Raw genomic sequence first — 13,226 nt, 5'->3', positions numbered from 1 at the left:
GGTGCACCCTAAGCGGTGCACCGTTTGTCTGAAGTTTTAGTTTAACTAGTGACTTGAGGAAAACCTAATGTCCAAAATCGTTAAAGTCATCGGTCGTGAAATCATCGACTCCCGTGGTAACCCGACTGTTGAAGCTGAAGTACACCTGGAAGGTGGTTTCGTAGGTATGGCGGCGGCTCCGTCAGGTGCTTCTACTGGTTCCCGCGAAGCGCTGGAGCTGCGCGATGGCGACAAATCCCGTTTCCTGGGTAAAGGCGTAACCAAAGCTGTTGGCGCGGTTAACGGCCCGATCGCTCAGGCTATTCTTGGCAAAGACGCTAAAGACCAGGCTGGCATCGACAAAATCATGATCGACCTGGACGGTACTGAAAACAAATCTAACTTCGGTGCAAACGCCATTCTGGCTGTCTCTCTGGCTAACGCCAAAGCTGCTGCTGCCGCTAAAGGTATGCCGCTGTACGAGCACATTGCTGAACTGAACGGCACTCCGGGCAAATACTCCATGCCGGTTCCGATGATGAACATCATCAACGGCGGCGAGCACGCTGACAACAACGTCGACATCCAGGAATTCATGATCCAGCCGGTTGGCGCGAAAACGGTTAAAGAAGCCATCCGTATGGGTTCTGAAGTTTTCCATCACCTGGCAAAAGTGCTGAAAGGCAAAGGCATGAACACCGCTGTGGGTGACGAAGGCGGCTATGCGCCGAACCTGGGCTCCAACGCGGAAGCACTGGCTGTTATCGCTGAAGCGGTTAAAGCGGCTGGTTACGAGCTGGGTAAAGACATCACCCTGGCGATGGACTGCGCAGCATCTGAATTCTACAAAGACGGTAAATACGTTCTGGCTGGCGAAGGCAACAAAGCGTTCACCTCCGAAGAATTTACCCACTTCCTGGAAGAACTGACCAAACAGTACCCGATCGTTTCCATCGAAGATGGTCTGGACGAGTCTGACTGGGACGGTTTTGCATACCAGACCAAAGTACTGGGCGACAAAATCCAGCTGGTTGGTGACGACCTGTTCGTAACCAACACCAAAATCCTGAAAGAAGGCATCGAGAAAGGCATCGCTAACTCCATCCTGATCAAATTCAACCAGATCGGTTCTCTGACCGAAACTCTGGCTGCAATCAAGATGGCGAAAGACGCTGGCTACACTGCTGTCATCTCTCACCGTTCTGGTGAAACTGAAGACGCTACCATTGCTGACCTGGCTGTTGGTACCGCTGCAGGCCAGATCAAAACCGGTTCTATGAGCCGTTCTGACCGCGTTGCTAAATACAACCAGCTGATTCGTATCGAAGAAGCTCTGGGCGAAAAAGCACCGTACAACGGTCGTAAAGAGATCAAAGGCCAGGCGTAATCCTGCTTTTACCTCTTAACGTATAAACCCGCTTCGGCGGGTTTTTTTGTATCTGTTCAATAGCGCAGCCGCTGTGCATGACCGGGCAGACGAAATCTGCAATAATTAACGATTATCCCCTTAACAGAGAACGCTATGCAGTACCCGATTAACGAGATGTTCCAGACCCTACAAGGCGAGGGTTATTTTACCGGCGTCCCCGCTATTTTTATTCGTTTACAGGGATGTCCGGTCGGCTGTGCCTGGTGTGATACTAAGCATACCTGGGATAAACTGAGCGATCGGGAAGTGTCTCTGTTCAGCATTCTGGCAAAAACCAAAGAGAGCGACAAATGGGGTGCTGCGAGCAGTGAAGATCTGCTGGCGGTGATTAATCGTCAGGACTATACCGCGCGTCACGTTGTCATCACCGGTGGCGAACCCTGCATTCACGACCTCATGCCGCTCACCGCTCTGCTTGAAAAGAGTGGTTTTAGTTGTCAGATTGAAACCAGCGGGACGCACGAAGTGCGCTGTACGCCTAACACCTGGGTAACGGTTTCACCAAAAGTGAATATGCGCGGAGGATATGACGTGCTTTCCCAGGCGCTGGAGCGCGCCAATGAAATCAAGCATCCCGTTGGGCGAGTTCGTGATATTGAGGCGCTGGATGAACTGTTAGCCACGTTGAGCGATGATAAACCGCGCGTGATTGCTTTGCAGCCCATTAGCCAGAAAGAAGACGCGACGCGTCTGTGTATTGAAACTTGTATTGCACGTAACTGGCGGCTGTCTATGCAAACGCATAAATATTTAAATATCGCCTGATGCATTACTAATCTTACAGACGGCCTGCCGATGCCGTCTGTGACTCATCCATTACCTTGCATTGTTTATTTTCTCTATGCGAATTTCGATGAGTGTATAAAAGCGCTGATAAATTTTTCCATAGCGATGCACGGATCACGCTATTTTGGTAAATTTAAAGAAAAAATCATTCTATGAACTTTTTTGCATCAAAATCAGCAAATTAGCTGTTCTTTAATAATTTAAATTGTTGCGATTATGTTGGTAGAATGTGGTTCTGATAAAAAGTGGTTTATAAACAATGACATACGTTTAGTGTGTTCCCCGCGCCAGCGGGGATAAACCGGCGATCGGTCCCCGTACTGGCGGGTAAATCAGGTGTTCCCCGCGCCAGCGGGGATAAACCGCGTAATTGGTAGTTCATTAGCTCATTTCATATGTGTTCCCCGCGCCAGCGGGGATAAACCGGCATTGATGTAACACTCCTTAACTGCGGCGGCGTGTTCCCCGCGCCAGCGGGGATAAACCGGAACAGATCGCGCTCGGCGACGCGGCGGTTATGTGTTCCCCGCGCCAGCGGGGATAAACCGTGATTTTTTATTACCACGGTGTGCCTTTTGGAGTGTTCCCCGCGCCAGCGGGGATAAACCGATCGACGTGTACAAAAATGATGCAATTCGTTTGTGTTCCCCGCGCCAGCGGGGATAAACCCGTAGAAGACGACGTAACAAACCGCATTTACAAGTGTTCCCCGCGCCAGCGGGGATAAACCGCTCCGGCGCAACCACTTGCTTAACGTCACTTGGTGTTCCCCGCGCCAGCGGGGATAAACCGCTATCAATGTGATTGCGTTGTCCTTACCGGCGGTGTTCCCCGCGCCAGCGGGGATAAACCGACCGCAGGCGAATTCTGGAACAGGCTGCGGAAGTGTTCCCCGCGCCAGCGGGGATAAACCGCTTAAAAGAGATGTGCTCTCTAATGGGGTTATGTGTTCCCCGCGCCAGCGGGGATAAACCGGGTTCAGCGTAGCCCGACCGCTGTAAGCGGTCGTGTTCCCCGCGCCAGCGGGGATAAACCGCTATTAGCGCGGCTGGCACCCGTGCCGCGCTCGTGTTCCCCGCGCCAGCGGGGATAAACCGTTTGTTTAAATAACGGAGACATGACCAATGAAGTGTTCCCCGCGCCAGCGGGGATAAACCGCAAAATGCCTCGGGTAGGGTAATGGGGTGAGTGTGTTCCCCGCGCCAGCGGGGATAAACCGTCTCGCCGTTAATCGTTATGTCACCTGTACCGGTGTTCCCCGCGCCAGCGGGGATAAACCGGGCATGCGCGCGGAGGCATACGCGATGTTTAGGTGTTCCCCGCGCCAGCGGGGATAAACCGGGGAATAAGCACCCGGGCATTCCCGCAAAACCGTGTTCCCCGCGCCAGCGGGGATAAACCGGGAATGCGGCTTATGCTGGTGCAAGCCAAGTAGTGTTCCCCGCGCCAGCGGGGATAAACCGTTCTGGCAATGGTCTTATTTTTTGAGGTTTAGGTGTTCCCCGCGCCAGCGGGGATAAACCGATCTGTCGCCTGGCGAGTGCTCGACGCTCAATGTGTTCCCCGCGCCAGCGGGGATAAACCGCGCTCTCAATATACGACGCGCCTTTAATTGTTGTGTTCCCCGCGCCAGCGGGGATAAACCGGAGTGAGCATGGCTAAGACACAAATGCAGTTAGTGTTCCCCGCGCCAGCGGGGATAAACCGCGAAATGTCGCGGTCGCTGGCTTTAATCCAGCGTGTTCCCCGCGCCAGCGGGGATAAACCGCGGCGCGAACGAGATGATCCAGCGCGAATCGCGTGTTCCCCGCGCCAGCGGGGATAAACCGCCGGCAATCTCCGCGCCCTGATAGTCAGCGAAGTGTTCCCCGCGCCAGCGGGGATAAACCGCCGGATGGACCTTCCTTTTCAGGTCCATATAAGTGTTCCCCGCGCCAGCGGGGATAAACCGGGAATCGTCTTTTCAATGGGCGCGGGAAATGGGTGTTCCCCGCGCCAGCGGGGATAAACCGCGAAGGGAAGCTAACGGCTGAAAAAGTCGTAAGTGTTCCCCGCGCCAGCGGGGATAAACCGCAAGACCGCAAAGAGGCGCTGAATCATGAAAAGTGTTCCCCGCGCCAGCGGGGATAAACCGGTGAAATTGAGCCGCTTCAAGGGCTTCGCATCGTGTTCCCCGCGCCAGCGGGGATAAACCGACGTCGAGATATATCAGTCTAAAAGAAATGTGGTGTTCCCCGCGCCAGCGGGGATAAACCGGCGAAATTCCCCAGATACCGCGCATCGGCACTGTGTTCCCCGCGTCAGCGGGGATAAACCGGACGAGTTCTGGAAATGGTTAGCTGATAAAGAGTGTTCCCCGCGCTAGCGGGGATAAACCGCCGGATGAAAACGCCTACCCGGAAGACTACGAGTGTTCCCCGCGCCAGCGGGGATAGCCGTTGCATAATCATAATCTGTGTACCAGTAATGGCTGCTACAAACCTGTAAAGTAAAAAGGCCGCGTTTTCCCGGGGAGGCTTTTATACAGGAGAAGGCCATGGCGTTAAGGATCAGGGTATTGCTCGAAAATCATAAGGGAGCTGGAGCGGATAAATCGTTGAAGGCCCGGCCAGGATTAAGCCTGTTGGTCGAGGATGAGTCTACGTCGATCTTGTTCGATACCGGCCCTGATGGCAGTTTTATGCAAAACGCGTCGGCGATGGGGATCGACCTGTCCGATGTGTCTGCTGTGGTGCTTTCGCATGGTCATTACGATCATTACGGCGGCGTGCCGTGGCTTCCTGATAACAGTCGAATCATCTGCCATCCCGATATTGCGCGCGAACGTTATGCGGCAATGACTTTTCTCGGTATTACCCGCAAAATAAAAAAATTGTCGCGTGAGGTGGACTATTCACGCTATCGAATGATGTACACGCGTGACCCCCTGCCGATTGGCGAAAACTTTATCTGGTCAGGGGAAATACCGGTGGTCGCGCCTGAAGCCTACGGCATTTTTGGCGGCCACGATGCGGAGCCGGACTCTATTTTGGATGAGGGCGTACTGATTTACCAATCGGCAAAAGGATTAGTCATCATTACGGGATGCGGGCATCGGGGGATCGCAAATATTGTCCGGCACTGTCAGAACATTACCGGTATAAAGCGGATTTACGCGCTTGTCGGCGGATTTCATCTCCGCTGCGCATCACCGTTCACGATGTGGCGAGTCAGGCGCTTTCTGCAAGAACAAAAACCTGAAAAACTATGCGGTTGTCACTGTACAGGGGCCTGGGGGCGGTTGTGGCTACCGGAAATAACCGCACCTGCAACCGGTGATGTGCTGCGCTTTTAACACCACGCGCTGGACAATGTTTTCACTGATAAAACGTCGTGTGAATAGGCTGGAATCAATTTGGCATCCAGCCCACGCGTTAATAAACCTTATTCGCCGCGATAGATGCAGCCGGCTGTACAGGTTTCTTTCACCATCACGGCGCTCAGTAGCGGCACGACGGGCTTAACCTGATCCCAAATCCATTTTGCCAGCACTTCGCTGGTGGGATTGGACAGCCCTGGAATATCATTCAGATAGTAGTGATCAAGACGATCGTAAGTAGGTTTAAACGCCGCTTTGAGATCCGCGAAATCCATAATCCAACCGGTATGTGGATCGACTTCACCGGTAATTTCGAGACGCACCATAAACGAGTGTCCGTGCAGGCGGCCGCACTTATGCCCTTCAGGCACGTGAGGCAGGCGGTGAGCGGCTTCAAAGGTGAAATCTTTATACAACGTGGTGGACATGATGAACTCTCAGGCAATAAAAAAACCGCCGTAGGGTACCGGAAAGCGCATTTTTTATCATTAACTAAAACCATTCTCCGCCTTGTGACGGGCAATTAATTTAAGAATTTCCAGAAAAATTAATAATTATCAATCAATTATAAAATCGATTTTGGCGTTAATAACGATAACTAAAACAGGTTAGTTCATTTGGTTATTTGTTATTTCCAACCCTTCTTTAATTGTTATTCCTCTCACCGTTAACCTTATCCTCAGTTTGGGATTTATCGCTTATACACTTCATCCTTCAAGCCGCATCTGTGTTGACTGCGTTTACTCACCCCAGTCACGTATTTATGTACGCTCCTGGGGCGCGCTCAGCTTACGGCGAACTTGAATGATTTTGTGTATAGATCCGCTTTGCTTACTGGAACATAACGACGCATGACGACACCGGCTCCACTGACTGGGTTGCTTCCGCTTAATCCGGAGCAACTGGCGCGCCTTCAGGCCGCGACAACCGACCTTACTCCCGAACAGCTTGCCTGGGTCTCCGGCTATTTTTGGGGCGTACTGAACCCGCGCTCAGGCGCTGTTGCCGTCACGCCTGCTCCTGAGGGGAAGATGCCGGGGGTTACGCTTATCTCCGCTTCGCAAACCGGCAATGCGCGTCGTGTGGCGGAAGCGCTGCGTGATGATCTGCTGGCGGCCAACCTTAATGTGACACTGGTGAACGCCGGCGACTACAAATTCAAACAGATTGCCAGTGAAAAACTGTTGGTGATAGTGACGTCCACCCAGGGAGAAGGCGAGCCGCCGGAAGAGGCCGTCGCGCTGCATAAGTTCCTGTTCTCGAAAAAAGCGCCGAAACTGGAAAACACCGCTTTTGCCGTGTTTAGCCTCGGCGACACCTCTTATGAGTTTTTCTGCCAGTCCGGAAAAGATTTCGACAGCAAACTGGCGGAACTGGGCGGTGAACGTCTGCTCGACCGTGTCGATGCTGACGTTGAATATCAGGCAGCTGCCAGCGAATGGCGCGCCCGCGTGGTTGATGTTCTGAAGTCCCGCGCACCTGTCGCGGCACCTTCGCAATCCGTCGCTACTGGCGTGGTAAACGACATCCACACCAGCCCCTATACCAAAGACGCGCCGCTGACCGCGACCCTCTCCGTGAATCAGAAAATCACCGGTCGCAACTCGGAAAAAGACGTTCGTCATATTGAAATTGACCTCGGCGACTCCGGCCTGCGTTACCAGCCGGGCGATGCGCTGGGCGTCTGGTATCAGAACGATCCGGCTCTGGTGAAGGAGCTGGTTGAGTTGCTGTGGCTGAAGGGCGATGAGCCGGTGACGGTTGACGATAAAACCCTGCCGCTTGCCGAAGCGCTGGAGTGGCACTTCGAGCTGACGGTGAATACCGCCAACATTGTTGAGAACTACGCGACCCTGACGCGCAGTGAGTCGCTGTTGCCATTAGTGGGCGACAAAGCGCAGCTCCAGCATTACGCCGCGACCACGCCCATTGTTGATATGGTGCGTTTCTCTCCGGCGCAGCTGGATGCTCAGGCGCTAATCGACCTGCTGCGCCCGCTAACGCCGCGCCTCTACTCTATCGCCTCTTCGCAGGCGGAAACTGAAAACGAAGTCCACGTCACCGTTGGTGTGGTTCGTTATGACATTGAAGGCCGTGCCCGCGCCGGTGGCGCTTCCAGCTTCCTCGCCGACCGCGTGGAAGAAGAGGGCGAAGTTCGCGTCTTTATTGAGCATAACGATAACTTCCGCCTGCCAGCTAACCCGCAGACGCCGGTCATTATGATTGGCCCTGGCACCGGCATCGCGCCGTTCCGCGCCTTTATGCAACAGCGTGCGGCGGAAGGGGCGGAAGGCAAGAACTGGCTGTTCTTCGGCAACCCGCACTTTACCGAAGATTTCCTCTATCAGGTGGAGTGGCAGCGCTACGTGAAAGAGGGACTGTTAAGCCGTATCGATCTCGCCTGGTCACGCGATCAAAAAGAAAAAATTTACGTACAAGACAAGCTGCGTGAACAGGGCGCCGAGCTGTGGCGCTGGATCAATGATGGCGCGCATATTTATGTCTGTGGCGACGCCAGACGCATGGCCGCAGATGTCGAAAAAGCATTGCTGGAAGTGATCGCTGAATTCGGTGGTATGGACCTCGAATCGGCAGATGAATATTTAAGTGAGCTGCGCGTAGAGCGCCGTTATCAGCGAGATGTCTACTAATGAGCGAAAAACATCCAGGCCCACTGGTGGTCGAAGGTAAACTGTCCGATGCCGAGCGCATGAAGCTGGAAAGCAACTACCTGCGCGGTACCATTGCGGAAGATCTGAACGACGGTCTCACCGGCGGTTTTAAAGGCGACAACTTCCTGCTAATACGCTTTCATGGCATGTATCAGCAGGATGACCGCGATATTCGCGCCGAGCGTGCGGCGCAGAAGCTGGAGCCGCGCCACGCCATGCTGCTGCGCTGCCGTCTGCCGGGCGGGGTGATTACTACGACGCAATGGCAGGCGATCGATAAATTCGCGGCGGATAACACGATTTATGGCAGTATCCGTCTGACCAACCGTCAGACCTTCCAGTTCCACGGCATTCTGAAGAAGAACGTTAAGCCGGTGCACCAGATGCTGCACTCGGTGGGGCTGGATGCGCTGGCAACCGCTAACGACATGAACCGTAACGTGCTGTGCACCTCCAACCCGTACGAATCGCAGTTGCACGCGGAAGCCTACGAGTGGGCGAAGAAGATCTCCGAACATCTGCTGCCGCGCACCCGTGCGTATGCGGAGATCTGGCTCGATCAGGAGAAGGTCGCGACCACTGACGAAGAACCGATCCTCGGCGCAACCTATCTGCCGCGTAAATTTAAAACCACGGTGGTGATCCCGCCGCAAAATGATATCGATCTGCACGCCAACGACATGAACTTTGTGGCGATTGCCGAGAACGGCAAGCTGGTCGGCTTTAACCTGCTGGTGGGCGGCGGTCTGTCTATTGAGCATGGTAATAAGAAAACGTATGCCCGTACCGCGAGCGAGTTTGGCTATCTACCGCTGGAGCATACGCTGGCGGTGGCGGAAGCGGTGGTGACGACCCAGCGTGACTGGGGGAACCGTACCGATCGTAAAAATGCGAAAACCAAATACACGCTTGAGCGCGTCGGTGTCGACACGTTCAAAGAAGAAGTGGAGCGTCGCGCGGGGATCAAATTCGAGCCGATCCGCCCGTATGAGTTTACCGGTCGCGGCGATCGCATCGGTTGGGTGAAAGGGATCGACAACAACTGGCACCTGACGCTGTTTATCGAAAACGGTCGTATCCTGGATTATCCGGGGCGCCCGCTGAAAACCGGCCTGCTGGAGATCGCGAAGATTCATCAGGGCGAGTTCCGTATTACCGCTAACCAGAACCTGATTATTGCCAGCGTGCCGGAAAGCCAGAAAGCGAAGATCGAGACGCTGGCGCGCGACCACGGGTTGATGAATGCGGTGAGCGCGCTGCGTGAAAACTCAATGGCCTGCGTGTCGTTCCCGACCTGTCCGCTGGCGATGGCGGAAGCCGAGCGTTTCCTGCCGTCGTTCACGGACAAAGTGGAAGCGATTCTGGAAAAACACGGTATCCCGGACGAGCATATTGTGATGCGCGTGACCGGCTGCCCGAACGGCTGTGGCCGCGCGATGCTGGCGGAAATTGGCTTAGTAGGGAAAGCGCCTGGTCGTTATAACCTGCATCTTGGCGGCAACCGTATTGGGACACGTATCCCACGGATGTATCAAGAAAATATCACCGAGCCGGATATTCTGGCTTCGCTGGATGAACTGATTGGGCGCTGGGCGAAAGAGCGTGAAGCGGGTGAAGGCTTCGGCGACTTTACGGTGCGTGCGGGCATCATTCGCCCGGTGCTCGATCCAGCGCGTGATTTCTGGGAATAACCTGAATTGCCGGATGGCGTCTGTGTAGGCCTGATAAGCGCAGCGCCATCGGGCAAGGCAAACAGTGAGGAACTTATGTCCCAACTCGATCTCAACGCATTGAATGAACTGCCAAAAGTCGATCGCGTACTGGCGTTGGCGGAAACCAACGCCCAACTGGAAACGCTGACTGCCGAAGAACGCGTGGCTTGGGCGCTGGAAAATCTGCCCGGCGAATACGTGCTTTCTTCAAGCTTTGGCATCCAGGCGGCGGTGAGCCTGCACCTGGTGAATCAGATTCGCCCGGATATCCCGGTGATCCTCACCGATACCGGCTATTTGTTCCCGGAAACCTATCAGTTTATTGATGAGCTAACGGACAAACTCAAACTCAACCTGAAAGTTTACCGCGCGGGCGAAAGTCCGGCCTGGCAGGAGGCGCGCTACGGCAAACTGTGGGAGCAGGGCGTAGAAGGTATTGAGAAATACAATGACATCAACAAAGTCGAGCCGATGAACCGGGCGCTAAAAGAGCTGAAAGCGCAGACGTGGTTTGCCGGTCTGCGTCGTGAGCAGTCCGGTAGCCGCGCGTATTTACCCGTTCTCGCTATCCAGCGCGGCGTGTTTAAAGTGCTACCGATTATCGACTGGGATAACCGCACGGTTTACCAGTATCTGCAAAAGCACGGTCTGAAATACCATCCGCTGTGGGATCAGGGCTATCTGTCGGTGGGCGATACGCACACCACCCGCAAATGGGAGCCGGGTATGGCGGAAGAAGAGACACGCTTCTTCGGGCTGAAGCGCGAGTGCGGGCTGCATGAAGGGTGATTGTCCTTACGCGGTATGATTATACTTGCTGTTATGAAAAATCCGGCAGGCAGCCGGATTTTAAATTGGTTATATTACTGACTATCTTTATGTCAGTAATATATTACGACTGCACCCATCTTTACCAATGTGCAAAGAACGTTCATGGGTTAGATATAGCTTTTCAAGAATTACATCAATAAACATTTTTTTTGCATGATAGTCGTTATAATCCTGATTAAGTTTTTTTAAAAAACCGGAATTTGTTGGTTTAAACTCTGCAAACGGTGAATAGCTATGTAGTAAATAGGAGATGCACGGATGCATCATGCTAAAAGCGACTTCACCTTGTACCTCCTGATAACCTATTTTGCAAAACTGAGTCGTAGGCTCAAAGTTACCGGCATTAATACAGGCCAGCATCGATTTTTCATCTGCAGTAAGTGAGTCCTGCCATTCGACAAGCGGGTGGTCTGGAGCCTCTGCGGGACGCATCATCTCATAAACCGCCGTTTTGATTTGTGCATTGCCCGTCACTTCTTTTCGTAGAGTTGAAATCGACTCCTGAAGTAATTCCGGGTGCCAGGTCATCTTCGAACCAATCACCTCGCATATTTGTAAAAATAATTGTCTCTCCTCTCTACTCATAGATTCTATCACTGTATCATCTGATATATTGAGGATGTCCTTAATATTGCTTTGGCTGATCACCGTGTCGCCGACCATAAGTAAAAATTGTGTCTGAGAGGCGTCCATCTTGATAGTAAACAGATCCTGATGAGCCGGGCAGGCCAGATGTTGTAGCCGTTTAAAGGCGTAAATTTTATTTATATCCTCTACGTTAACTTCCATCTCTCCAGGTTCACCACGGCCCTGTCCGTGAATGATGGAGTGTAACACTTCCAGCGCATAGTCCTTTTTTTCCGCTCTAAAATGATCCTGGACTTTATCCCAGCCCCCCATATGGATTGCTTTTTCTTTATCTGCGCTTAACAGATGAGCAAGCCGACTTTCGTTAAGCGTATAATTTTGATGATTACCGAAGCTTAAAGTGACTGGCATAATATTTTCCTTCAAATTTATATTATTTAATATCCGGAGTAAAATATATCGTTCAATTCTCTCTTTTTATTAAACAGATAAAGTTTACTACAGGAGAGAATTTGAACGACATTATTAATACAGCACATTTATGGTTGGTAATCCTTTGTGGTGACGATAATTCAGACAAAAGGTAGATGATTCGCCGCAAATGGTCCTTTTTTTAAATTTTGGTTTATCATGAATGGTGTTGATGCTGAGAGATAAAGTATGATGAAATGAAGTAGTTAAATTTAATTAATTAAGGGTATTCATGGAAATGGATGTAGATAGAGAAGCTACAAAGATTTTGGTGAATCTAATGTAATCACTTCTCTATACAACGGAGTTAGAATAATACCCGTTATCCAACCAATCCAAAACGTTTACTGTAATAGCTAGCTTCTCCTGCATCAGATACCAGCACAACCTGTCCGGAAGGGCGATGGTGGCGTTTTCTGAAACAGGCTAATGTTTCCTCATCTGGACATTGGAATGTACCAGAATTTTTTTGCCACCATGATTTTCGGACGGATAAGCGACTTTTTTCCCAGCAGAAATCTATTTCATCAACTAAAGGGCGTAGCTGTCCATCAATGTCTTTTCTCGCGAGATAAACATCAACACTCTCTTCACCCAGACGGGTAGAAAATTCTCTATCTTTATCCCATAAAAAGTCGCTGGCTTCTCGATCGTAACCGAGATCGTAACGTAATAAATTTTGCGCAGCCACTGAACGTTGGCTAAGGACTTTGCCAAAGGCAACGTCAGAGATCGTCTGCAAGCCTGCTGGCGCAGCAATTTTCTGCTCGTATACGCCGTCAACGAGTGCTCTGGCATTATCCGGCATACGGATCTCACCATGTTGACGCAGCAGCGCCTGTGTACGCCACAGGCAGGCATGATCGGCGTAAACAAAGCCGGTACCTTTTAGCTCTTGCCCCAACCAGCCCTCTTCTGCCTGCTCCTGCCAGTGAGGGGTGTTCCCCGCGCCAGCGGGGATAAACCGTTTAAATAGTGGGGTGATCCCGGTGAAAATCCGTGTTCCCCGCGCCAGCGGGGATAAACCGCGGGAAGCGCAGCAAAACGCCCGGTCGCAGCGGTGTTCCCCGCGCCAGCGGGGATAAACCGGTGTCCGCCTGCCTTGATTCATGGATGGAAAAGTGTTCCCCGCGCCAGCGGGGATAAACCGGTCGGGTGGAATGCCTGTCTGACATCAATTTTGTGTTCCCCGCGCTAGCGGGGATAAACCGTGCTAACTGGTTCAGGCCAGCAATAACGTTGGGTGTTCCCCGCGCTAGCGGGGATAAACCGCGCTGCCGGCTTAAATACGTGACGCATAGTAGGTGTTCCCCGCGCCAGCGGGGATAAACCGGGCCGGTTTCCAGAGAATCAGAAGAGTATTTCGTGTTCCCCGCGCCAGCGGGGATAAACCATTAACG

9 protein-coding genes and 2 CRISPR repeat arrays (1 of these 11 running past the window's edge) are annotated in these 13,226 nt (G+C 52.5%); of the genes, 6 read left to right on the top strand and 3 right to left on the bottom strand.

Going from position 1 to position 13,226, the window contains the following annotated elements:
* Positions 1-67: 67 nt before the first annotated feature.
* The 3 genes from eno to ACLJZ5_RS13625 all read left to right on the top strand — a co-directional run bounded on the left by eno (position 68) and on the right by ACLJZ5_RS13625 (position 5,528).
* Entirely contained in the window at positions 68-1,366 is a 1,299-nt protein-coding gene (eno, locus tag ACLJZ5_RS13635) for a phosphopyruvate hydratase (RefSeq protein WP_000036734.1), read from the top strand.
* Positions 1,367-1,501: 135 nt separating this feature from the next.
* Positions 1,502-2,173, top strand: a complete 672-nt coding sequence (gene queE / locus ACLJZ5_RS13630; protein ID WP_024798190.1) for a 7-carboxy-7-deazaguanine synthase QueE — start codon at positions 1,502-1,504, stop codon at positions 2,171-2,173.
* A 296-nt stretch (positions 2,174-2,469) separates the two neighbouring features.
* Positions 2,470-4,633: a CRISPR direct-repeat array (repeat unit 29 nt; unit sequence GTGTTCCCCGCGCCAGCGGGGATAAACCG).
* A 97-nt stretch (positions 4,634-4,730) separates the two neighbouring features.
* The gene (locus ACLJZ5_RS13625; protein WP_024798189.1) at positions 4,731-5,528 is read left to right on the top strand and encodes an MBL fold metallo-hydrolase; all 798 of its coding nucleotides are present in this window, start codon (positions 4,731-4,733) and stop codon (positions 5,526-5,528) included.
* 89 nt (positions 5,529-5,617) lie between these two features.
* Here the strand turns inward: ACLJZ5_RS13625 and queD are convergent, their stop codons facing one another.
* Complete coding sequence (gene queD, locus ACLJZ5_RS13620) at positions 5,618-5,980, bottom strand: 6-carboxytetrahydropterin synthase QueD (RefSeq protein WP_000108312.1); 363 nt, start codon at positions 5,978-5,980, stop codon at positions 5,618-5,620.
* Positions 5,981-6,403: 423 nt separating this feature from the next.
* Between queD and cysJ the strand changes: the two genes are divergently transcribed.
* From cysJ to cysH, 3 genes are all read left to right on the top strand, one after another.
* Positions 6,404-8,203, top strand: coding sequence for an NADPH-dependent assimilatory sulfite reductase flavoprotein subunit (gene cysJ / locus ACLJZ5_RS13615; RefSeq protein WP_024798188.1), 1,800 nt, complete (start codon positions 6,404-6,406; stop codon positions 8,201-8,203).
* Positions 8,203-9,915, top strand: coding sequence for an assimilatory sulfite reductase (NADPH) hemoprotein subunit (gene cysI / locus ACLJZ5_RS13610; RefSeq protein WP_024798187.1), 1,713 nt, complete (start codon positions 8,203-8,205; stop codon positions 9,913-9,915). The genes cysJ and cysI overlap by 1 nt, the downstream gene beginning before the upstream one ends.
* Positions 9,916-9,990: 75 nt before the next feature.
* Positions 9,991-10,725 (top strand): phosphoadenosine phosphosulfate reductase, encoded by a 735-nt coding sequence (gene cysH / locus ACLJZ5_RS13605; protein WP_023242193.1) that lies wholly within the window; start codon positions 9,991-9,993, stop codon positions 10,723-10,725.
* 87 nt (positions 10,726-10,812) lie between these two features.
* Here the strand turns inward: cysH and sopD are convergent, their stop codons facing one another.
* Both sopD and ACLJZ5_RS13595 read right to left on the bottom strand, forming a co-directional pair.
* Entirely contained in the window at positions 10,813-11,766 is a 954-nt protein-coding gene (gene sopD / locus ACLJZ5_RS13600; RefSeq protein WP_024798186.1) for an SPI-1 type III secretion system effector SopD, read from the bottom strand.
* Between the two features lie 382 nt (positions 11,767-12,148).
* Positions 12,149-12,730 (bottom strand): hypothetical protein, encoded by a 582-nt coding sequence (locus ACLJZ5_RS13595; RefSeq protein WP_024798185.1) that lies wholly within the window; start codon positions 12,728-12,730, stop codon positions 12,149-12,151.
* 34 nt (positions 12,731-12,764) lie between these two features.
* A CRISPR array of direct repeats spans positions 12,765-13,226; the repeat unit is 29 nt; unit sequence GTGTTCCCCGCGCCAGCGGGGATAAACCG (it continues 848 nt past the right edge of the window).

Origin of the sequence: Salmonella sp. 5800 (assembly GCF_046558195.1) — a bacterium.
GTDB classification, from domain to species: Bacteria; Pseudomonadota; Gammaproteobacteria; order Enterobacterales; family Enterobacteriaceae; genus Salmonella; species Salmonella enterica.
Note: the sequence above shows the minus strand (reverse complement) of the source record. Positions and strands in the feature narration are given on the sequence as shown.

What these genes read in the sequence shown, in the direction of transcription:
- queD (WP_000108312.1), bottom strand. Translation starts at nt 5,980, where the DNA reads ATGTCCACCACGTTGTATAAAGATTTCACCTTTGAAGCCGCTCACCGC.
- queE (WP_024798190.1), top strand. Translation starts at nt 1,502, where the DNA reads ATGCAGTACCCGATTAACGAGATGTTCCAGACCCTACAAGGCGAGGGT.
- cysJ (WP_024798188.1), top strand. Translation starts at nt 6,404, where the DNA reads ATGACGACACCGGCTCCACTGACTGGGTTGCTTCCGCTTAATCCGGAG.
- ACLJZ5_RS13625 (WP_024798189.1), top strand. Translation starts at nt 4,731, where the DNA reads ATGGCGTTAAGGATCAGGGTATTGCTCGAAAATCATAAGGGAGCTGGA.
- cysI (WP_024798187.1), top strand. Translation starts at nt 8,203, where the DNA reads ATGAGCGAAAAACATCCAGGCCCACTGGTGGTCGAAGGTAAACTGTCC.
- eno (WP_000036734.1), top strand. Translation starts at nt 68, where the DNA reads ATGTCCAAAATCGTTAAAGTCATCGGTCGTGAAATCATCGACTCCCGT.
- sopD (WP_024798186.1), bottom strand. Translation starts at nt 11,766, where the DNA reads ATGCCAGTCACTTTAAGCTTCGGTAATCATCAAAATTATACGCTTAAC.
- cysH (WP_023242193.1), top strand. Translation starts at nt 9,991, where the DNA reads ATGTCCCAACTCGATCTCAACGCATTGAATGAACTGCCAAAAGTCGAT.